Below are 18,607 nucleotides of genomic sequence, written 5' to 3'. Positions count from 1 at the left end.
CCTTCCGTGCTAGTCCAGTTGCGCCCATTGCACTAATGATTAAGCTCTATTCGAACAGTGGTGTCGACTTAGCAACGAATGTTCATTAGCAGTGTGTCGGAGCTGCGCTTTCGGGTTTCTATAGCGGAAATGGCGTTGCCTGAGGTTTGTTATTGCGGTTTACCTGAATCAGTAAATTCCGTGTTATTTGAGTAGTTGCCATTTGCCGCCACATAACTGGCAAACAGCGCGTTTTGAGCCTGAACGAGTCTGTTTTAACTCGCCTCCACACTTACCGCACTGAACCTCTTTCACTCGCTGTTCCATGCGTTCATTGATTTGTGGCGAACGGTTTACCCTTGGTTTTGTTGGAACGTCATAACCAAGAGCTTTTAACGTTTTCCTATACTCTCGACTTATCCACTTACCATCAGGCTCATGATGCAAGCCATCACCCATCATATCGCCCAACTTAATTAGGTCTTTGTGTAGCCGATCCTTTGTTTCTGGCGCTAATTTCATGCTCACTCCTTACATCCGCCGGCTGAATTCATCCAATCAAAAACCGCCTTTCTTAACCATCGAAGAGGGCAGCTTGTAATCGGCTCTGGGAACCCGCGATTTTTACGCCATTGAATGATTGCGCCGCGCTTAACGCCAAATAGGTCCAATACTTCCTGATGGCACATGAGCTGTTCATTTGAATCTGGGTATTTATCTTGGTCATATGAAGCCTGCACATCTGGCTGTTTAGCTGGTGGAGTTGACATGCAGGGAGCTTGGAAAGTGTACATTGATTGCTGATAGGTCATTAACGCTCCTTGGTGTTATCACTTTTTACTACTCTTACTCTTCTAAAGAGAGCCAATGCTTAGCTGAAATACCTTTGCTGGTTTTCCTGAAATCATATCTGGTAGGCCTTGAATTTTCGCGGTTGCGAGAATGAGCCCTTTAACCTTGTCCTCACTACAGTAGCGTTCGCATTGTCGGAAAACCTCCAATTTATTCCATTGCTTGTTTGCCTTAACTTCGATCGCTAGCCCAGTGTCGGGAAGGAAAAAATCGACAATGCCACTATCGAGCCGGTGTTCTTTCTCGAACTTAATTCCACTTCTCTGAAGTAGATGCTCTATTTGGCTTTGGGTTTCTTTTTCATCCGTAACGGAAAACGAAGTTGTTGATAACAGACTTGTCAAATCAGACATGTCTTTTAGGGTTGGTGATGTGCCATTCTCGTGGGTTTTTCGAGGGGGCTCTATTCCTTGCGCCTTAAGGTAACTTGCTGCCAGTTTCTTAATTCGATTTGAATCAGTTTGTTTTGCTATTTCCCCGCCTTGATATGGATTCATTATGCCCTTGCTTTGATCAGCTTTAAGACCTAGCACATCAATAATTTCTGGGTCAGAACCGAAATCAGTTGCAACATAGAAGGTAAACACCTCTTTCTTTTGCCCATCTCGATCTATCCGGCCAACGCATTGGCGGTGAATTTCACTAGACCAAGCAAACTCTCCAAATATGACTGTTGAGCAAACATGTTGTAGTCCATCTATGCCAGCTCCAGAACCAAGGCTCATGATTAGAACCTTGCTTTCTCCGTTAATGAAGCTTTGCTTTGCTTGCTCTTTTTTTGTCGCAGATTCTGAGCCGGTGAACATGACCGGGTTTAGATCGTGCAACTCTTTCATCCAAATGTCGTAGACTTCTCTGTGCCAACCATAAAGTAATACTGGTTCTCCGGAGCTTGCGAACATGCGCACGTAAGCCGCTACCTGTTTAGCTTTGGCCACACCAGTCATTTGGCGCATACGAAGATCAAATTCTCGTGATGCTTGACCAGCTTCTGAAAAATTGGCACTGAACGTCTTCATGGCTAATTGCTTGGTTAAATCTTCAAGATCCGACACGGCTTTAGCATTATGTTCAACCCACTCCAAATGCGGAGTAAGCTGTTTTGCTTGCTGACCAACATCTTGCTTTGTACGTCGAATTACCATGCTTTGCTCACGCAAGTAGGCTCCGAGGGCGCTTGGATCTTTAACTATCCCCTTGTCACTTCTATCTGAGCACCATTCGCGAAGAAACTCGTCTCTTGTTCCTAAGATGCCTGGGCGAATAATGCTAGCAATATTGAAAGATTCGATGCCGTAGTTGTATACCAGACTCGCAGTAAGACCTATTTTATACTCGATACTCTGGCATATTGCTGCTGCAGCTGCTCCTTTGGCTGAGTCCCTCCCTCTTCGGAGTTCTTGGATTTCATCAAATGCAATAGCTCTTACCCATCCCTGAGTGAGAACATCAACCCAAGGGGAAAGCTGGTTATATTTCATGATGTAGATATCAGCTGGTGGTAGGCTATATGGCTTATTGCCATTCACCTTGTGAACTTCCGCTTCTAGAAATTCTAATGCCTTTTCGTACCATTGTTGCTGTAAATGTGGCTGGACAACAATAACCAATGGTAAAGCGCCAGGTATCGTTGCTATACCCAGACCTTCAATCGTTTTCCCCAGTCCTATTTCATCAAGAATTAAAACTGACTTTACTGATTCGACAAAATCAACAGCGATGCGCTGATATATACGCATCAATTTCCCAGTGCGAAAACCGATTCGCTCCTTAGGTTTGTAGTCCGGATTTAGAATGGCCTCATTGGCTGCTTGCGTTTCCAGATATAAATGGTTTTGCCCGAATAAGTAACCTTTATCAACAATATTTATATTTAATGGGTAACGAGACATAAACCAAACCAAGTCAGCTGCAGTATCTGGTGTATCATTGAGAGAGAAAGGAGGTGATTGATATGTGCTGATTCGAGGGAAAAGTTTTTTTAACCGAAGTGATACGTGAGGTTTAATCTCAGATAATAACCACGCGCCATCAACTCTGGATAAGTTTCCATAGTAATTTGTCATGCTTGGTCCACACAGTAGATATGTTTGTTAATAGCAGCCTATGATTGGCGATCTGAAAGAGCGATCTAGACGTTAATATTTTATAATGGCAGGAGTTTTAATTATTGCTAAGTATCCTCCGTCTACTTGTTTAACGAATGCATGATCGAGTTCTCCTGATAGTGGAGATTTTAAAACCGGAGTTAGTTTTAAAAGCGCTTCAGCAACATTGGAGAATTGTTCAAAATCAATATTAAACTTCTTTAAGAGAGGTGTATCAAAGTCTTCGTCGCTATCTATTATCTCCTCTGTTTGATCTTCCGTTAAACCTAAAGCTGCGCCTGCTAATTCTTGAAGTTCCCAATGTCTCATTTCTAAATTTCCACTATTTTGTGAGTTATCGTTGACTCTTTTACTCTCTGCTTTACTGGGTTTCCCGTCAGTTTTTGATACATGTCAAGAAAGCGCTTTTCAGCCATCCACGCAGGCCAAGTTGAGAATTGGTTCGTGTATAAGGGGACTTTCTTGGGGAAGTGTTCAAGAGGGAGACCAAACCGAGCGGCCTCCGCAACGAGCATACTAAGATCGAATTCCTTCACTGCAGGGTGTTGAGTTTCTACATTAAAGCATTGGTCGATCACTGAATGGTAATATTGCTCAATGTCTCGATAATCCGGAAGTAGCCGTTTGAGAGGCGCTGACACATCACCAAGGTAGGCTTCTGGAGCATCGTGCAGGAGTCCTGACAATTTATGTTCAGTAGGTAGCTTTTCCGCAATCATTACACAATGTTGCGCCACGCTATACTGGCCAACATGGCCGGTGAATCGATTGATGTTTGATAATGCAAAAGCGATTGTTTCTATTGAAGGGGTGGAATTCATGTTCGGTTCCATCGTGTAAGACGATCATGATGCGTCCTTTTAATGATATCTAATAGTTTCTTGCTTCTCCGCACAAAGCGGATTGAACTGCGTCGATTACTTCATTTTCATTCCCTGAATTGACGGCGATGTGCTGAAGCCAGTCTCTCAAGTTGGCAATTTCAGTTTTCAGGGCTTCCACACCTAACTCGTAGGTGTCTGTGCGACTGCGTTTGGCATCCTCGTCATCCCAAATAGGAATGTCGACACCATAACGCGTCTTAACATGAAGTACTGCAGTATTGTGAATATCAAAAGTGGTGGGGTGGTTATCAACAAGGCCGCTGCAGTATGCCCCAGTAATTACACCAACAAAATTCGCAACAGCATCCGCTCGAATCTCATTTTCAGTTTTTGAGATTTGCAGTTTGGTCTGGTCTTTAAGATCAATCATTGGTTACTCCGGCCTGAGAGGCTTTGCAGTTGGGGGAAATCCATAAACATTCAGTTCTAACAGCTGTACCTCGTCCAGCAGAGATGCGAGAACTTTTGACCTCTTTTCTCCAGTCAGGGAGTAGGTCGTTATATAGTTCAGAATCGTAGCCAGAAAGAACAACCATGCCTTTCAGTTCCTTGATCTGGTAAAGGAGTTGTTCATGGTCTTCGATTGTCATCTCGTGCTGATAATATCGATTACCAGAAACTCTAGTCTGAGGGAGGTAAGGAGGATCAAGGTAATGAAGGGTTGTGATGGCATCATGCTTTCTCATCACTTCGACTGCGGGCTTGCTCTCAATTAAAACTGACGCTAATCGTTCGCATATCGATGATAAATTGTCAGGGTATCGAGCCCAAAGGTGCATCGCGGTGGCGCATTTTCTTTTTGTGTCTAGCCTAAATCCTGTCGTTCCTTTATTTGCAGCCGCTGTGCCAAATCCCATCGTAGCCCTAACGACTAGTCTTCGCGCTTTTTCTATGGGCTCTTCACATGGTTCAAATGATCTTTCAAACTCGATTCGTGAATATGGCGTTAGCAAACAAAGCTCTTGAAGCCTTTTATTTGATTCCTCACAACGAAGGACTTGGAAAAGGTTCACTATGTCATTATCAAGGTCGTTATAAACCTCTGCGTATGATCTTGGCTTTTGGATAAGAACGCCAGCTGCTCCACCAAAAGGTTCGACATAGCAGGTATGTCGCGGGAAGTGAGAAATTACCCATTTAGCCAAACGAAATTTTGCTCCATGATATCTAATCACCGGGTGTTTAATTGCCATTAATAGCCTCTAAATACTTGTCTACATTCTGGTGGATCACTTCGAACTCAATTACCCAGACATAATCATTTGGATTTGATTGTCCGTATATGCTTTCCCATACGTGCTTGAACTGCGGCCAGTTCTCAAAGCCTTCTTTTTTGATTTGATCTTCGCACTTTCGTAGCTCGTTCAGTGTTTCAATTCGGACATCGGTAACTTTTAGAGTTAGTCGACTAGCCCATCTAGGCATATGAATTGAAGGAGTCCAAACCATATCTAGATCGCAGTCCGCTTTGTATAAGCAGTGGCGTTCCGTCTTCAGTTGTCGGGGGAGAAATTGCGGGGAAAGTCTACATCCTATCCATTCGTGATAAGTGAATTCGTGATTATCCCAAGATTCATGATCTGCGTCTGGGTCAGGAGTAAACGTTTCTCGAACGTAAATCAGATCCCCGATCCAGCAAGGTGCAGAGACGATGTCGTGTTGATATTTGTTATCAAAAGTCTCTTTTCGAATAAGCGCACCCCATTTCCCTTTTTTGGGGTGGGGAGATGTTATCTTGGTTGGCTTGTTATCTTTCAGAGCCCAGCCGTCTTTAATGCTTACAGGTCTGCGAGTGACGGATTTTTTACCATAAAGAAGTGCCTTAACCATTTCAGAGTTAAAGATCATCGGTTTAATCTTCATTCTTCTTCGCCCCTTTATTTGTCATTATTGGTTTCAAGGAGCTTAAGTCGTATTTTATAGATTTATAAACCATAAAGAATGATGGAGATACGCCGTACTTTTTACACCAGTTGCTTAGTAGTTCATGTAACTGAATAGTTAGGTCATCTTCCTGTTGTTGAGTTACATCTGGATAGTCGTTCTCAGCGCCCCAAGCCATCAAGCCAGCTTGATCTGCCATGTATTCAAGAATAAAGTCAGCATCGGGAAACATTCGTTCATTTGGCGGCGTCTCGCACTGGGCCAAATAAGCATGCTTAACATCACTCATGCCAACTTGTCTTTTGGTATGTCCATCTTTACGAGCGGCTTCCAGGCAAGCTTTTTTTGTGTCGTAAGTGCCGTTTGCAAAGTTCTTGTCGTCAAAGCTGTAGCACCATTGTTTGGTCATAATGGTCACACTTCCTTTATTATCAGCGTGGCTCTTTTGAACGTGTCTGCTCACAGAGAACGCTTTTTGAACAATAACCAACACCGGTGGCTAATTAAGCCTCTGGTGTGGTTTATGGGGAGGGCTAAGAGTTATTGCTATTGAATGAATTGAAGGCACCATTTTTACTTTTACCTTTATAAGGCTGGTGGCTTTTGAAAAAGAAAGCGCTATGTTCAGGCATTTCGCCTTCGAGTATTCGTGATATTTCACGCTCAAATTCAATTTCACTCAATCGACGCGCGACTTCACGACGATGGGATAGCGTTTGGTTTGTTTTTGCATCGGCAGGTATTGCGGTTGGGCGCATTTCCATTATTCCATTAACCGCATTATCGATATCTGACTGTTCCATAATGATCCTTAAAGTAATTGGCTAGCTTCACTTGCAAACATGTCAACAAACGATTCGGTTATAGAAACTCCTGACGGAATCTCTCTGCAGACTCCATAACCATTCTTATCGTTCTCTGGCTTTATCAAGGTGAGATTTACAACGTTCATAAAACATAAAGTGCTAAAATATTCGTCGGAAACGGTGACGGTACCAAACTGAGTACTTATTACTTTTGCCATGGTAATTCCTCGCGAGAATCCACGTTATAGACGAGCGATACACTCTTTTAATTGCTGATCGGTTGCCTTGCCAATGATCTTAAATTGCTCGCGTTTCACGGTAGATTCCCAACGCATATCGGCAAGCTCTGAGATAAGAACGAAAGGGGAGGTGGATACAACTATCGCTCTTTCGTAACGTTGAGCACCACTAGCCAGCTGATAGTCAGGCTTTATTGGCTCAACCACATCACCAACCGCTACTTTGCGCAGCTTTGCGTCTTCGAAATTGATTAAGCGACGGGAGGTATTATCTTCTGTAGTCCCTGCCATTTTGACGCAGTACTTTGCAGGTTCATATTCAAAGATACGGTCAATAACGCCATGGCTAGGGCCTTCAAAAGAGCGAACATCCAGCTCAACCCCCAGTTCAAAAGGTGGGGCAGGCTGGTAAGTATCAGCCCAGTCTTTAATTGCTTCGCGATGGATATCTTGGATGTAAAAGCTAACTTGATCCATGTCATCGACAAACATCGAATCGACGTCCCAACTGCCGTGGGTATCCATGTACTTAGCCAAATCGTAAGCGTCAATACCACTGTAGTAATGCTTAACAATATCGCTGGCGAAATCCTCAGCTTCACTTTCGGATACACTGGCTAGGTGACCGCTTTTAACTGCCTTCAGCGCGCCAGCTTTCTTCATCTCATCGGTCAGCTCTGGACGTGGCGGGATATCAATACCTAGAGCATTTTTCAAAATGTTCATGTTGTTCCTTATTAATTAAGTTATTCGGGGAAATCTCGATCATTACGCTTGGGGTGGGTGTACTTATCGGTTTTCTGATTTGAACTTACACCAGTCAATCTCTTTGATCTTTTCGACTACGGCATCAATTTCCTGAACTCGATCCAATACTCTTTTGAAGTTGGAAGAAGGAATTTCTGCAATGGCCGCGGCTGCTTCAAAGTTAAGACCGTCGACGAAATACCTTTCCAACGCTGTGATTTGAGATTCACTTCTTATATTGGTAAGAGATATTAATAGCTCCAGGCGCTCTTTCTTTTCTAAACCCTGAATCATTATTTGCTATCTCTCGTCAGCTGGTCTCTTAGGTTAGGAGGCGTTCCTTTGATGGTTAAAGTGTCAGTTTCCGGATCGTAGAAGACTCGCTCACCGAAAATCATGGCGTCAAAACTAATATTTAAGCCACCGCCTGCACCAACGTACTTAGTTAGTTTTTTGATGACAGAATCTTCGGTGGGGAATTCGCTCTCAAGGTCGTAGCCATTAGAGGTAATGTATTGATTGAATGATTGTCCGGATTCATACACTGGCAGCTCCGCAGACAGATCGCTTACGACGATGTTATCGCCATTGTTTTTCTTGTCTTTACAGTAGTCGGACACTTGCTTTTTCAACTGCAGGCTTTCTGATTTTTCGAGCTTTGAGTCCGAAATGAAATCAGAAACAGCCTGAAGCAAAACTGTATTTTGTTGCTTGGCGTCAAAGGCGACATCCGCACAAAGAAAGTCGAGGAAGAAATCGCTAACGCGTCGACCAGCCCGGCCCTTTATAAAAGACAGGTGGTAATAGTCGTCACTATTCCTCGCAAAGTAGCTAGATAAATTGAACTGTGCAGCGATGGTCATTTGAGGGATGTCCAGATAATCCGTTTGGTTAATCTGGTGGGCGCCTGGCAAGACAGACAATCCGTGCTTAGATGGAACAACGCAGATCATCAAGTAATCTGTAGCTAAGCATTGGTATTGGGTGATGACCAATACGCCAGTATCTGCGAAAGGATATTTTGACAGTTCGCGAACAATGCCTTCGCCATAGGTTTTGGTCATGTCGTACCACGACGTTGAGCCGTCAACATATGAATCATAAACAGACTTAAATTCACTGTCCGACTTAAACACGCCAAAGGCCTTAGGTTTACCACGGAAAGTAAAGTGAAGATCGTTAACTAGGTCATCGCAAGTGCTTGCGATAGGAAGCTCGTGGTTTCCGAATGAAATAGTTAGCTCACCATCATCAGATTTTGATAGCTGGTGGATTTGGAAACTTTTGACATTAATGGACACGGAAAACTCCTTTAGTAAGTAATAGCTAAGATTAAAAGAATGAAGGCCAGCGCTAACTGGAAGCGAGTGATGGTTTTGGCTTCCATCGCTCGTTTTTCTTCCCAATTCCTAGGACTTAGTATTTTTTCCTGCTCTATTCGCTCATGCTTATTCATGATCAAACCCAGCTTTCTTTTTACATTGGTAGGAAATGACAACAAGTTCGCTATTGTTGTTCTTAATGAAACGTTCACCTCCAGAAATACAAGATTGTTTTTCCTGAAAGTTTTCTATTTCCAATTTCTGTTTGTCATCCGAGTGTTCTGGTCCAAAAATGACAGTAAGAATAAGAACCCACATTTGCGCCTCCGTACTTTTTGATAGTTCAAAAAGAAGCCTCTTTAGTCCCGATAGGTAAGCGAAACCTAAAACTAAAGAGGCTGTGAACCACAATCCAATTCGTGGAAAAGCAGTGGTATGGCATCCCGCGGAGGAATCGAACCTCTCACGTCCTTCCAGCTTTTTACGTACTGGCTTAGAAGGCCAGTGCTGGTTCGCGGGACAACTGGTTGAAATCGGGCTGCGCAGGCTGTCAGGACTGCTGGTTAGTTAAGACGCAATTAATGGATAACTCAGCCCGATATTCAAAATAGGAAGGTAGTTTTACTTGTTCTCGCAATTTACTATTTTGAGAGTGGCCTGCGATGTCGGTGTGAGCCTTTGGGAGTTTATTCTCCTTCCTTTACAACGGATTCGTTTCGCCTTTCATCCGTACCGAGCTATTTATCTGCCAAGCCACTCTCAAAATGGCGGGACAAGCCTGCCATCGACGCATAAATACCGATAAGTAGTTACGCGATTAACGCCTTTCCGCTGGTCATACGGTTACGTCGTCCGTCGTTAGTATTAGCGGTGCGATAAACACCCTGGCTAACTAACCGATTATGTTGTCTTTCCAACTGTCATAATGGTCACATTCGAGGTAAAGAATGCCCATTCCGATAAGATATTGCTGCTCGTCTACGGCTAGGAAGGAATTCCACCTAGCTTCAGCTTCCATTCATTTCTGATTGGCGTGGATTACGTCTATATCATCGACACCACCTTGGGTCACCTTAAGCTATCGCCTGCTTAATCATGATTATTAAATTTGAAACACCTCTATGCAGTTCACTAGGCTTTATCGGCTATTTCCTCGCTACACTGTCCGATCATAAAGGCGTTTCAAATTGGCTCTTTACAAGAGCCGAATATAATCTTGGATACGTCGTCTTATTGGTGGGCCGCTAACTATTTTTCAGCGCACTGCCAATGCACTTGCCAATGTTGGCATTGCTAGACTTACTGCCCAACTTTGTTGTTTTTTATTTTTCGAGTTGGCTTCTCGCCAGAGTTATCTGAGTCAGGTTGTTTTCTATCCTCTTACCAAAGAAAGAAAACCAAGATTATTAATAAGTTTGCCTCTACCATACCGCCGAGACTGGGCGGGGCTTGCTCACATACAAATTGCTGTAACGTTGAACAAGGTTTGTTTCACGAAATTACTGTCGCCCATTCGTGGAGCTTGGGCTGACCTCTTTAGCTGATGTTGATACTAAAGTTATCGTTCATGGTTCATGTTTTTAAAGAGCGTATCGGCTAACCGATGAAGCCAATGTACACAAAACGTGTTTGCTAGTAAACACGTTTTGTGTGTATTTATTTGATTGAGGATCTTTTTGTGAGCTACATTGCAAAAAAATGAATAGAACGGAGTGTTTTTTCTGATGAGAAATGTGATGGGTGACGCTGGCGGGTGTGTTTTGGCAATAAAAAACCCCGCAAAGCGGGGTTCTAATGAGATGGTGAGGTTTTAGAATCGATATCCAACACCGAGAGTCCATGTTGAAACTTCGATGTCACCAGAAAATTCAGTTTTTTCATATGATGCGTCTAGAGCGACAGATTTGGTTAGATCTACTTGCAGGCCAAGTCCGTAAGCAAACGCATCATCGTCAGCTGACGCGAAGCCTGAGTATTCACCTTGAGCTAAACCAACCAAACCATACACGCTAAAATAGTCGTTAGCGCGAAGGGTTGGCCCTACCATATATGAGTAATAATCAAGATCTAGGCTAATGCCATTACCAGAGATGCTTTTGGATGTGTGAGTGAATGTAGTAATAAAGCCAAATGACTCATCGATATCTCTGCGCCACTTTAAGCTAAAGCCTGGTGCATCATCAAAGAGCTCAACACCTGATACTTCAACAGTGCTGTTGGCATACCCAACTGAAATAGTGTTCTCTGGCTTCGCTTTTTCAATATCATCTGCCGCCAGTGAGTTCGCTGATACCCCAGCAAGAGCTAACGCTACTAAGACAACCTTTTTCATCGTTTTTCCTTTCTTATGAATGTTGTTGATATGAATCAATTCCATTCTCTAACAAAGTGTGAACCGATGTCTAATTAAATAGTAAATCTTTGTAAAAAAATAGAAGTCAATCCGTTGGGCGCAGTGTTTTGAATTGCCATGAATGTTCTAGAATGCTGTTGGTACAATGAAGTAGTCGCCGTTTGAGCCGTAGCCTATGCGATATGTAGCAACTTCATCCTTAACGACTGAGACTTTTGTTTCAAACATTCCGCCACCACACACGCCGTTTGGCTGCGCACTTATTATGTAGTTACCAGGTATCACGCTTACCTTGAAATATTCTCCTGAATCAAGATCTGCCGCGGCTGAACCGTTAACATAAACTCTACTCGAGCATCCAGATCCGGAAAATCCCTTGTCTCGTTTGACTATTAACGTGGCATTTCCTTCTTTTGGTAGAAACTGACCGTTCTTAAAGATGTTCTTTGATTGAACAGCATCTTCATTTGATACGGGCGCCGTTGCGCACCCCCAAAGTAGAAATAAACTAGCGGTGACAAATAAAGCTTTTTTCATGAATAAAGCCTATTGAGCAACTGTAACAATTTTTACACCCAGTTCATGGGCCTTTTGCATCTTGCTTGTTATTTCAAACTTACCCGTGTCACCCATGATCAATAAATCAAGTTTTTTACTAACACCACCCAGTACAGTTGCTCCCTTTTCCTCAAGAAGTTCTTTTACTTTGGCTCTTGGGGCTGGAAGCGTCCCAGTTATAGCCACCTTTACATTCTCAAGCTTTAAGGCGCTAAGCAATTCGTCAAGAGACGCTAGTTCTCTTTCTATTTCAGCTTCTTTAATCTGTTTTTGCGCTAGCTTCTGTTGTTCTTTGGCCTCTGACTTATCTTTATTCCATTCGTCCAATTTTTCTGAGATGTAAGGTATGTCTTTTAAATACACCTTATCTCCATTCTGCATGGTAATGGCCCATTCAGATGATATGTACCGAATGTCTCCATAACGAGTATCAATAGCGCGAATCGATATCCCATTTTTAGATAAGGCTAAAGGGATCATCTCTCTTTCTCCGTAGTCGGACCATGGGTTGTCTGCAATAATTGCATCCCCTTGAGAAATTCCTAGTAGCTCAAAAACTGTCATTTTGTGTTCCTTGGCTGGTTAGAGTAAAACCGAGTACCAAAACACTCTGCCTATAATCGTAATTCTTTGCTCCAAGACCTGAGATGCTGTGTACTCTCTTGGTGGGTATTCATATTCGTTAAAGCTAAAAATTCTTATTCCGCCGCCAGGCAGTTTATAAAGCCGCTTAATAAAAAGCTCACCATTGTGATTAATGGCAAATATCTTGCCGTCCACCAGCCTTTTATCGCCTGTGTCGATTCCTACTGTAGAGCCATCTGGAAGAACCGGCTCCATGCTGTTGCCATGAACCGCAACGCAAACCGCGTTTTCTGGTGAAACGTTATATCTTCTTAGAGTTGATTTGGCGAAGCGAAGTCTAAATCCATGATCATGCTCTACATCGCTGACAAAACCATTCCCTGCTGATAGTTTTACTTCTGATAAAAACGGCACTGCAACCTCATCCGAACCGATCGGGGTGCTGCTGTCCCATACCTGCATGTTTCCGAGGATTTCGGCATTGCTGCTTACTTTCTTTTCCTGCTCCAAAGTCGAGCCAAATAAGAGAGATTCTGTAGGAACTCCTAAGGCCGATGATATTACCTCCGCATCATCAAGGCTTATGCTGCGAATCCCAGATTCGTAATTACTGATACGAGAAGCTCCCCACCCACATTTTGTAGCTAAGGCTCTCTGACTCAGGTTTTGATTTTCTCTCAGCTGCTTAAGTCGCAGCCCCACTTCGATTTTTTTACTCATAAGCAGAAATTAACACGCTCCGTGTTTACTGTATGCACACTTTTTGTGTTTACTACCGCACACGTTTTGTGTACATTAGTCTCATAGTGATAGGGGTGCACGATGAATAGAATTTCAGAGTACAGAAACAAAATTGGAGTTAGCCAAGCAAAACTCTCCAAGATCGTAGGTGTGACACCTTCTGCGATCGGCAATTACGAATCGGGCGTTCGAAACATAAATGTCGAAATGTGCTGGAAAATAGTGAAGGCACTAAATCAGCTGGGTGGCGATTGCCTATTTGATGATGTTTTCCCGGAGCCACAGAAAGATTCTACCGCAAGCCAGTAAAGGCGGTAACCACCAACTAGAGGATCAAATGGTGAATAAGAAAGAAATGGTTAATAAGACAATTGCTGGCGTTACAGGTGGCAAAGAGGCTGTTGCGGCAGTTTTGGGTATGTCGATAGATAGCTTTAACAACCACCTTTACGAGAAAAAAGGGTCTCGCTTTTTCACTGTTGATGAGCTGGTGGAAATGGCCGATCTGACAGAGACGGCTTTTGTGGCTGATTACTTTGCCGGCAAGGTTGGACACATGGTTGTTAAACGCCCTGAGATTGCCAATTTAGACAGCGTTGACATGTTCGATTGTCATCTTCATCTGAATTCTGTCAAAGGCATGTTGGACAAAACTATCGAAGAAGCCAAAGCCGATGGTGTGTTTGACAGAGAAGAACGCAAAGCCATTAAGGAACTAAAACAGGAATATCAGGCTACGTTCGAGGCCTTTATGGTCAAACTCGATGCGTTATATGCAGAGTGATTCACTCACAAAACTGATAAGTAATATTAATCAAATAAGAGAAGAACCGATGCAAGTAGCTAACGAAAAGCAAAACGTGGAGTTATGGTCTGGGAAGGTCACCGCCTATCCACGCGAATATTTTTTCAAGCCTTGTCAGTGGTCTTACGTAGTTAGTATCCAAGTCAAGTCTGATAGCCGCTCTCAAGTGGCTCGGACCGTAGAACAGACCAATTGGGTCGGAGTCCGTAAGGCCGAGTTCGTTCGATTTCTCAATGAGTTCTTCATCACTCATTGTTTCACTAAGGGCAATAAGCTGTGCATATTTTCCGGTTTGGTTATCTGCCTTTATAGCCTTCTCTGCTGGGCTGTAAACCACGGCGAAGAGAGAAAGAACTGTCACGAGAGCACCATAAATAAATGTCCCAGACACCTGGGCAAAAATAATTGTGCCAAGAAGCAACTGACCAAATGTAATAACTCGGTCAACTCTGCCCCAGAAAGTACACAAATAGGATTCGAAATACCGGTTGTGATGAATGGTGAATACGATCTCGTGACGGCTCATTGTTGTTTCCTTAACGCTTTGGTGGTGGGACGGGGTCTCTTGGTCCGTTCCCTTGTTTGTTTGGGATATAAGTTTCCCCACTGCCTGACTCGCAGAACAAATACATATCAAAATCCTTCTATTGGTGATTATTTGGTCGCCAATGCAGTCTATTGGTTGTTTGGTCGCACATCAAGCAATAGAGGCAGTTTGTGCGTTCTGGCTTAAAGAAAGACGTACACAAATTGATTGTTATTGATTTTTTATTGATGACTTTGAACTGAGGATGGCTTGAGAGATGGCGTTAAGCCGTGGCAACGACTTAACGCCTGGTGACATTCTCGCGAGGAATTACACCTTGCCAAATGATTAAGGATCTTAAGGCGATGAAAAGAGTAGCACTGAAAGCCCGTTTCGTGAATAACAAATTATCCTATTTCTGTTTTCTTCACGGAAAGTGTGTGGCTGTCGCTCGTGAACTTGTTCTTGCAAAGTTCGAGGAGGCTAATCGTGGTTGACCAAAAAAATCAGATCGATATTGATGACATTAATCGTTCCGAGTGGCAGAAGAGCTGGGATGAAGTCTCGCTAGCTAAAAAGTTAGGTAACGATCAACTTGTTAACCAAAATTCTGGATGCGTCGAGTGGTACACACCAAAGTGGATAACAGATTTGTGCGCTGAACTGATGGGGGGGATTGATTTGGATCCTGCATCTTGTGAGGTGGCAAATAAGTTTGTTGGTGCAAAGAATTTTTACACGAAAGAAGATGATGGTCTTCATAAAGACTGGTTCGGGAACGTTTTTATGAACCATCCGTTTGGTAAGCCAGAAGTCGCGTGCAAGCGTAGCAAGTCAGAACCAAGCAAGTTCCTTTGCAATAAGGAACGCTGCAAAAGTCGCGGGTATCACAATGAGAGTTATGTGCCCGGCAATGCAGATTGGATAAATAAACTCGTTGATGAATACGAGAACGACCATTTCAGACGCGGTTGCGCCTTAACCTTTGCCAGCACTTCAGAAGGCTGGTTTAAGCCTCTTTATCAATTTCCGCATTGCTGGCTGTATGACCGGGTCAACTTCATTGATGCTAGTGGTAACGAGATTAAGGGGGCGCCTAAAGGCTGCGTTATCTCATTCCCTGGAATCGAAATTCAAAAAATACACAAGCTGTTTTCGAAATATGGCCATGTAGAGCAAGGAGTTTGATATGAACAAGGTTCATCAATATCAGGGTATTACTGGACTTAAGAATATCGCTAAGCATGTCGGAATGAATCCTAGCACCCTTGCCACTCGCGTTATTGAGCATAAGTGGCCGATCGAAAAAGCTGTAAATACTCCGGTTAAAAAGGCCGGTTCTAGAACTGCAAAAAAAGTAGATGCTATTTCTGTCAAGACTGTGTTCGGCGTCAGGTTCCCAGATGAGTTATCTCCGCTATGGCGCTTGTCGTTAGGCATGAAATTTAAGCAGAAGAAGGTTGAGGCAGAATAATGAGCATGGAGTTAATGGTTAAGGCCATGAAATGCAAGGTGGGTAATCCACTTAGAAAATTGGTGCTCATTAAACTTGCAGATAATGCCAACGATCAAGGTGAGTGCTGGCCTTCGTATGAACACATTGCTGAACAGTGTGAAATTAGCAGACGCTCAGCAATAAATCACATTGATGCTCTCATTAGTGCGGGATTGCTTAGAAAAGAAATTAGAAAGGGTGGTCCAAAAGGCAATTCTTCGAATTTATTTTATATCAACTTTAATGGTGCAGCAGATTCACTACCCCCTAGTGCAGGAGATTCACTAGGGGTGGTGCAGGAGATTCACCCCACTAGTGCAGGAGATTCACTACCCCCTAGTGCAGGAGCTGCACCCAGAACCAGTCACTCTTTAGAACCAGTCAATGAACCATTAGAAGATCTTGTTTCGAGCGAGCTCAAAACCGCATTGGCGAGTGAACCTGTTTTATTTCAAATACCCGTTAAGGGAAAGAATAAGTTTCACCCAGTAACTCAGTCAGACATAAGGGAGTGGGGCGAACTATATCCAGCTGTAGATATACACCAGCAGCTTAGAAACATGATTGGGTGGTGTTTGGGGAATCCAACGCGTCAAAAAACAGCGTCAGGAGTAAGTCGTTTTATTCAATCTTGGCTTGGTCGAGAGCAAAATCGCGGTGGTGGTTATTCTCAAGCGGTTCCAGCTGGTGGCGTTCCAGACTTTCACAGCGGGGACACTACTTGGGCTAATGGCTTGGACTTGGGAGGCAGCAATGAAACAAGTTACTGAACTAGCAAAATCCTTTCACCCTGGTTCTGATCGTGCAGAGCACAGTATGGGAGCTCAGCGTTCCGTTCCTGAGTCTGCGGTGATGTTGGTGAATCGTCTGTTTGCTGATCTGCAGGTCATATTCCCTGCATGGAGACTCGCATTCCCAACTCAGACGGCTCTTGATAATGCAAAACGAACCTGGACATTGGCATTGTTCGAGAATGGCATCCATCACTCTGAGCAGATCAAACTTGGACTTCGAAAAGCGAGGGCTTCAGGAAGTCCTCATATTCCAAGTGCTGGTCAGTTCATTAACTGGTGTCGACTTACACCAGAAGATCTAGGTCTACCTTCGGTGGAAAAGGCGTTTTCTATGATCGGGCTAATGAGAGATTCAGTGACCAAGCGAACCACTCCTGAGGTGATTCAAGCGGCGTTTAATCAGATTGAGTATTGGGATTTAACTCACCTGTCCGAAAAAGATCTATTCCCGATTTTTAAGGCACATTACCAGAAACTGATCGAGAAGGTGTCTCGTGGTGAGGACATCTCACAGTTATGCCCCAAGGCTCTGCCAAAGAATAAAGTGACCGAGACAATAGAACAAAAGCAAAAGCGAAAAGAGAGTGGATTTAAAAACATAGAAAATCTTCGGGCCAAGTACCCAAGCCTACGAGCAAAAAGATTGGGGAGGACAAATGGCTAAGGAAAGCGATCTTTTATCTCTCATGACTTCAAGGAGAAAAGCTTGGAGTCCGGATGAAATATGCAGAGAAATGGGTATCTCAGTTTTTGAATTGGTTCGAATTATTTCTAAAGCGCGAAACGACGGCCACATTTCCTTTGATTCCTGCGGTACCACAGGATTTACAAACAAGGCATGGCTTGGATAGGAGAATGATGATGGGAAGCTTGATTTTAAACGATTCTAAATTTATCAGCACCTTTGATTTATGGAATAAGTTAAATGAGTTTCGAAGAGAAGAGTCTCACCCTCCGATACGCCATGGTGATTTTCTTGCGAGAGTGGAGGACGAAATCGACGATTTAGGGGGGCACGAAATTTTCGCACACCCACAAAATCACCAGAACATTCGTGTATATAAACTCAATCCCGATCAAGCCCTTCTCGTTGGAATGAGAGAATCCAAGGTGGTTCGCAAGAAAGTTCTTGAATGGATAAAGAACCTAACGCAACCCCAACTGCCAAGAACCTACGCGGAAGCTTTACAGCTTGCGGCCGATCAGGCCAAAGAATTGGAGTTTAAAGATCAGCAACTGGCGATCGCTGCACCAAAAGCTGAGTTTGCGGATGCTATCGCTGGCGCTAGTAAAGGGGTTCTTCTTGGTCAATTTGCTAAGACGGTTGGAATGGGGCCTGTAACCATTTTTAGGGTGTTACGCGAGATTGGTATCTTTATGAGCTCTTCGGGTCAATACAATATGCCTTATCAAGAGTATGTGAACCGCGGCTACTTCACTGTGAAGCAGGGAACTTATGAAACAAACACGGAGACTCGTATTAGTCACACAGCATTGATTACAGGGAAAGGGGAGATGTGGTTGCGTAAGAAACTTATAGACACTGGGCATCTTAAGGCGGTGGCTAAATGTTGATTATAAGAGTGTTGCCTAAAAGCCGCGCAATTGACGCACTAGTCATCTGCTACAAAAAGAATCGTACTTATACGCACAACGGCGAGAGGTACTTTGTCGAGAGTTTAAGTGTCACCGGTGCTGGGCGATCTTCTAGGATTGAGGCCGTTTTAAGATCTGTATGGGAGGTCGATTGTGGAAATAATTAAAAAGCTGGCTCTGCTTTTGGCTGCAATAATTGGGGTAATTTTTATTGTAATGCTTGTAGAACGTCTAGAACTCTCGGTGGGGTGGAAGATGTCTACCCTTTATATTTCGCTGTGCTCCTACCTTTATGTTGTCTACGTCATATCCGATATGTCAACAAAGAAAGAG

At 43.5% G+C, this 18,607-nt stretch carries 28 protein-coding genes; 7 read left to right on the top strand and 21 right to left on the bottom strand.

From position 1 onward, the window contains the following. Window positions 1–183 precede the first annotated feature (183 nt). The 20 genes from OCV11_RS10340 to OCV11_RS10245 all read right to left on the bottom strand — a co-directional run bounded on the left by OCV11_RS10340 (window position 184) and on the right by OCV11_RS10245 (window position 13,037). Window positions 184–501: a hypothetical protein gene (locus OCV11_RS10340; protein ID WP_261892782.1), complete on the bottom strand. Its 318-nt coding sequence runs from the start codon at window positions 499–501 to the stop codon at window positions 184–186. A gap of 2 nt (window positions 502–503) precedes the next feature. Then, window positions 504–791 carry a helix-turn-helix transcriptional regulator gene (locus tag OCV11_RS10335; RefSeq protein ID WP_261892781.1) on the bottom strand — a complete coding sequence of 96 codons (288 nt, stop codon included), beginning with the start codon at window positions 789–791 and terminating at the stop codon, window positions 504–506. 42 nt (window positions 792–833) lie between these two features. Continuing rightward, window positions 834–2,897 (bottom strand): SNF2-related protein, encoded by a 2,064-nt coding sequence (locus tag OCV11_RS10330; RefSeq protein ID WP_261892780.1) that lies wholly within the window; start codon window positions 2,895–2,897, stop codon window positions 834–836. A gap of 72 nt (window positions 2,898–2,969) precedes the next feature. Next, entirely contained in the window at window positions 2,970–3,248 is a 279-nt protein-coding gene (locus OCV11_RS10325; RefSeq protein ID WP_261892779.1) for a hypothetical protein, read from the bottom strand. A gap of 2 nt (window positions 3,249–3,250) precedes the next feature. Next, a complete protein-coding gene (locus OCV11_RS10320; protein WP_261892778.1) occupies window positions 3,251–3,760 on the bottom strand; it encodes a hypothetical protein in 510 nt (169 codons plus the stop codon). A gap of 49 nt (window positions 3,761–3,809) precedes the next feature. Continuing rightward, window positions 3,810–4,193, bottom strand: coding sequence for a hypothetical protein (locus OCV11_RS10315; protein WP_261892777.1), 384 nt, complete (start codon window positions 4,191–4,193; stop codon window positions 3,810–3,812). Then, a complete protein-coding gene (locus OCV11_RS10310) occupies window positions 4,186–5,016 on the bottom strand; it encodes a DNA adenine methylase (protein ID WP_261892776.1) in 831 nt (276 codons plus the stop codon). Before OCV11_RS10310 ends, OCV11_RS10315 begins: the two co-directional genes overlap by 8 nt. Then, a complete protein-coding gene (locus OCV11_RS10305) occupies window positions 5,006–5,686 on the bottom strand; it encodes an ASCH domain-containing protein (protein ID WP_261892775.1) in 681 nt (226 codons plus the stop codon). The genes OCV11_RS10310 and OCV11_RS10305 overlap by 11 nt, the downstream gene beginning before the upstream one ends. After that, a complete protein-coding gene (locus OCV11_RS10300) occupies window positions 5,676–6,116 on the bottom strand; it encodes a hypothetical protein (protein ID WP_261892774.1) in 441 nt (146 codons plus the stop codon). Before OCV11_RS10300 ends, OCV11_RS10305 begins: the two co-directional genes overlap by 11 nt. 124 nt (window positions 6,117–6,240) lie before the next feature. Continuing rightward, complete coding sequence (locus tag OCV11_RS10295) at window positions 6,241–6,510, bottom strand: hypothetical protein (RefSeq protein WP_261892773.1); 270 nt, start codon at window positions 6,508–6,510, stop codon at window positions 6,241–6,243. 8 nt (window positions 6,511–6,518) lie between these two features. Continuing rightward, complete coding sequence (locus OCV11_RS10290; RefSeq protein ID WP_261892772.1) at window positions 6,519–6,731, bottom strand: hypothetical protein; 213 nt, start codon at window positions 6,729–6,731, stop codon at window positions 6,519–6,521. A 24-nt stretch (window positions 6,732–6,755) separates the two neighbouring features. After that, complete coding sequence (locus OCV11_RS10285) at window positions 6,756–7,478, bottom strand: hypothetical protein (RefSeq protein WP_261892771.1); 723 nt, start codon at window positions 7,476–7,478, stop codon at window positions 6,756–6,758. 63 nt (window positions 7,479–7,541) lie between these two features. Then, complete coding sequence (locus OCV11_RS10280) at window positions 7,542–7,793, bottom strand: adhesin biosynthesis transcription regulatory family protein (protein ID WP_261892770.1); 252 nt, start codon at window positions 7,791–7,793, stop codon at window positions 7,542–7,544. Next, window positions 7,793–8,800 carry a nucleoid-associated protein YejK gene (gene yejK / locus OCV11_RS10275; RefSeq protein WP_261892769.1) on the bottom strand — a complete coding sequence of 336 codons (1,008 nt, stop codon included), beginning with the start codon at window positions 8,798–8,800 and terminating at the stop codon, window positions 7,793–7,795. Before yejK ends, OCV11_RS10280 begins: the two co-directional genes overlap by 1 nt. An 11-nt stretch (window positions 8,801–8,811) precedes the next feature. Further along, window positions 8,812–8,955, bottom strand: a complete 144-nt coding sequence (locus OCV11_RS10270; RefSeq protein WP_261892768.1) for a hypothetical protein — start codon at window positions 8,953–8,955, stop codon at window positions 8,812–8,814. Beyond that, on the bottom strand, window positions 8,948–9,139 hold the full coding sequence (locus OCV11_RS10265) for a hypothetical protein (protein WP_261892767.1): 192 nt from the start codon (window positions 9,137–9,139) through the stop codon (window positions 8,948–8,950). Before OCV11_RS10265 ends, OCV11_RS10270 begins: the two co-directional genes overlap by 8 nt. Before the next feature lie 1,492 nt (window positions 9,140–10,631). Beyond that, entirely contained in the window at window positions 10,632–11,153 is a 522-nt protein-coding gene (locus OCV11_RS10260) for an Ail/Lom family outer membrane beta-barrel protein (protein ID WP_261892766.1), read from the bottom strand. 147 nt (window positions 11,154–11,300) lie between these two features. Then, window positions 11,301–11,711, bottom strand: coding sequence for a DUF2846 domain-containing protein (locus OCV11_RS10255; RefSeq protein ID WP_261892765.1), 411 nt, complete (start codon window positions 11,709–11,711; stop codon window positions 11,301–11,303). A 9-nt stretch (window positions 11,712–11,720) separates the two neighbouring features. Further along, the gene (gapS2, locus tag OCV11_RS10250) at window positions 11,721–12,296 is read right to left on the bottom strand and encodes an anti-phage protein GapS2 (protein WP_261892764.1); all 576 of its coding nucleotides are present in this window, start codon (window positions 12,294–12,296) and stop codon (window positions 11,721–11,723) included. A gap of 18 nt (window positions 12,297–12,314) precedes the next feature. After that, window positions 12,315–13,037, bottom strand: a complete 723-nt coding sequence (locus OCV11_RS10245) for an XRE family transcriptional regulator (protein ID WP_261892763.1) — start codon at window positions 13,035–13,037, stop codon at window positions 12,315–12,317. Window positions 13,038–13,139: 102 nt separating this feature from the next. Here OCV11_RS10245 and OCV11_RS10240 point away from each other — a divergent pair, with 102 nt between their 5' ends. Beyond that, the gene (locus OCV11_RS10240; protein ID WP_261892762.1) at window positions 13,140–13,367 is read left to right on the top strand and encodes a helix-turn-helix transcriptional regulator; all 228 of its coding nucleotides are present in this window, start codon (window positions 13,140–13,142) and stop codon (window positions 13,365–13,367) included. Window positions 13,368–13,395: 28 nt separating this feature from the next. Further along, complete coding sequence (locus tag OCV11_RS10235) at window positions 13,396–13,842, top strand: YmfL family putative regulatory protein (protein WP_261892761.1); 447 nt, start codon at window positions 13,396–13,398, stop codon at window positions 13,840–13,842. Between the two features lie 82 nt (window positions 13,843–13,924). Here the strand turns inward: OCV11_RS10235 and OCV11_RS10230 are convergent, their stop codons facing one another. After that, a complete protein-coding gene (locus OCV11_RS10230) occupies window positions 13,925–14,389 on the bottom strand; it encodes a hypothetical protein (protein ID WP_261892760.1) in 465 nt (154 codons plus the stop codon). Between the two features lie 489 nt (window positions 14,390–14,878). Between OCV11_RS10230 and OCV11_RS10225 the strand changes: the two genes are divergently transcribed. The 5 genes from OCV11_RS10225 to OCV11_RS10205 are packed head-to-tail and all read left to right on the top strand — an operon-like array spanning window position 14,879 to window position 18,253. After that, entirely contained in the window at window positions 14,879–15,577 is a 699-nt protein-coding gene (locus OCV11_RS10225; protein ID WP_261892759.1) for a phage N-6-adenine-methyltransferase, read from the top strand. A gap of 1 nt (window position 15,578) precedes the next feature. Then, complete coding sequence (locus tag OCV11_RS10220; protein ID WP_261892758.1) at window positions 15,579–15,863, top strand: hypothetical protein; 285 nt, start codon at window positions 15,579–15,581, stop codon at window positions 15,861–15,863. Next, complete coding sequence (locus OCV11_RS10215; protein ID WP_261892757.1) at window positions 15,863–16,654, top strand: helix-turn-helix domain-containing protein; 792 nt, start codon at window positions 15,863–15,865, stop codon at window positions 16,652–16,654. The genes OCV11_RS10220 and OCV11_RS10215 overlap by 1 nt, the downstream gene beginning before the upstream one ends. Next, complete coding sequence (locus tag OCV11_RS10210) at window positions 16,638–17,342, top strand: replication protein P (RefSeq protein WP_261892756.1); 705 nt, start codon at window positions 16,638–16,640, stop codon at window positions 17,340–17,342. Before OCV11_RS10215 ends, OCV11_RS10210 begins: the two co-directional genes overlap by 17 nt. Window positions 17,343–17,395: 53 nt before the next feature. Beyond that, complete coding sequence (locus tag OCV11_RS10205; protein WP_261892755.1) at window positions 17,396–18,253, top strand: phage antirepressor KilAC domain-containing protein; 858 nt, start codon at window positions 17,396–17,398, stop codon at window positions 18,251–18,253. The last annotated feature ends 354 nt before the right edge of the window (window positions 18,254–18,607 follow it).

The sequence above is a fragment of the Vibrio porteresiae DSM 19223 genome (assembly GCF_024347055.1).
In the GTDB taxonomy this organism is placed as follows: Bacteria; Pseudomonadota; Gammaproteobacteria; order Enterobacterales; family Vibrionaceae; genus Vibrio; species Vibrio porteresiae.
The sequence above is the reverse complement of the archived record's forward strand: the minus strand, read 5'-3'. Positions and strand labels throughout refer to the sequence as shown.

Excerpts from the sequence above, each read along its gene's own strand:
- OCV11_RS10280 (WP_261892770.1), bottom strand. The coding sequence starts at position 7,793 with ATGATTCAGGGTTTAGAAAAGAAAGAGCGCCTGGAGCTATTAATATCT.
- OCV11_RS10235 (WP_261892761.1), top strand. The coding sequence starts at position 13,396 with ATGGTGAATAAGAAAGAAATGGTTAATAAGACAATTGCTGGCGTTACA.
- OCV11_RS10205 (WP_261892755.1), top strand. The coding sequence starts at position 17,396 with ATGAAATATGCAGAGAAATGGGTATCTCAGTTTTTGAATTGGTTCGAA.
- OCV11_RS10305 (WP_261892775.1), bottom strand. The coding sequence starts at position 5,686 with ATGAAGATTAAACCGATGATCTTTAACTCTGAAATGGTTAAGGCACTT.
- OCV11_RS10270 (WP_261892768.1), bottom strand. The coding sequence starts at position 8,955 with ATGAATAAGCATGAGCGAATAGAGCAGGAAAAAATACTAAGTCCTAGG.
- OCV11_RS10330 (WP_261892780.1), bottom strand. The coding sequence starts at position 2,897 with ATGACAAATTACTATGGAAACTTATCCAGAGTTGATGGCGCGTGGTTA.
- OCV11_RS10300 (WP_261892774.1), bottom strand. The coding sequence starts at position 6,116 with ATGACCAAACAATGGTGCTACAGCTTTGACGACAAGAACTTTGCAAAC.
- gapS2 (WP_261892764.1), bottom strand. The coding sequence starts at position 12,296 with ATGACAGTTTTTGAGCTACTAGGAATTTCTCAAGGGGATGCAATTATT.
- OCV11_RS10240 (WP_261892762.1), top strand. The coding sequence starts at position 13,140 with ATGAATAGAATTTCAGAGTACAGAAACAAAATTGGAGTTAGCCAAGCA.
- OCV11_RS10315 (WP_261892777.1), bottom strand. The coding sequence starts at position 4,193 with ATGATTGATCTTAAAGACCAGACCAAACTGCAAATCTCAAAAACTGAA.
- OCV11_RS10245 (WP_261892763.1), bottom strand. The coding sequence starts at position 13,037 with ATGAGTAAAAAAATCGAAGTGGGGCTGCGACTTAAGCAGCTGAGAGAA.
- OCV11_RS10230 (WP_261892760.1), bottom strand. The coding sequence starts at position 14,389 with ATGAGCCGTCACGAGATCGTATTCACCATTCATCACAACCGGTATTTC.
- OCV11_RS10295 (WP_261892773.1), bottom strand. The coding sequence starts at position 6,510 with ATGGAACAGTCAGATATCGATAATGCGGTTAATGGAATAATGGAAATG.
- OCV11_RS10285 (WP_261892771.1), bottom strand. The coding sequence starts at position 7,478 with ATGAACATTTTGAAAAATGCTCTAGGTATTGATATCCCGCCACGTCCA.
- OCV11_RS10325 (WP_261892779.1), bottom strand. The coding sequence starts at position 3,248 with ATGAGACATTGGGAACTTCAAGAATTAGCAGGCGCAGCTTTAGGTTTA.
- OCV11_RS10215 (WP_261892757.1), top strand. The coding sequence starts at position 15,863 with ATGAGCATGGAGTTAATGGTTAAGGCCATGAAATGCAAGGTGGGTAAT.
- OCV11_RS10210 (WP_261892756.1), top strand. The coding sequence starts at position 16,638 with ATGAAACAAGTTACTGAACTAGCAAAATCCTTTCACCCTGGTTCTGAT.
- OCV11_RS10260 (WP_261892766.1), bottom strand. The coding sequence starts at position 11,153 with ATGAAAAAGGTTGTCTTAGTAGCGTTAGCTCTTGCTGGGGTATCAGCG.
- OCV11_RS10310 (WP_261892776.1), bottom strand. The coding sequence starts at position 5,016 with ATGGCAATTAAACACCCGGTGATTAGATATCATGGAGCAAAATTTCGT.
- OCV11_RS10290 (WP_261892772.1), bottom strand. The coding sequence starts at position 6,731 with ATGGCAAAAGTAATAAGTACTCAGTTTGGTACCGTCACCGTTTCCGAC.
- OCV11_RS10265 (WP_261892767.1), bottom strand. The coding sequence starts at position 9,139 with ATGTGGGTTCTTATTCTTACTGTCATTTTTGGACCAGAACACTCGGAT.
- OCV11_RS10220 (WP_261892758.1), top strand. The coding sequence starts at position 15,579 with ATGAACAAGGTTCATCAATATCAGGGTATTACTGGACTTAAGAATATC.
- OCV11_RS10340 (WP_261892782.1), bottom strand. The coding sequence starts at position 501 with ATGAAATTAGCGCCAGAAACAAAGGATCGGCTACACAAAGACCTAATT.
- OCV11_RS10335 (WP_261892781.1), bottom strand. The coding sequence starts at position 791 with ATGACCTATCAGCAATCAATGTACACTTTCCAAGCTCCCTGCATGTCA.
- OCV11_RS10320 (WP_261892778.1), bottom strand. The coding sequence starts at position 3,760 with ATGAATTCCACCCCTTCAATAGAAACAATCGCTTTTGCATTATCAAAC.
- OCV11_RS10255 (WP_261892765.1), bottom strand. The coding sequence starts at position 11,711 with ATGAAAAAAGCTTTATTTGTCACCGCTAGTTTATTTCTACTTTGGGGG.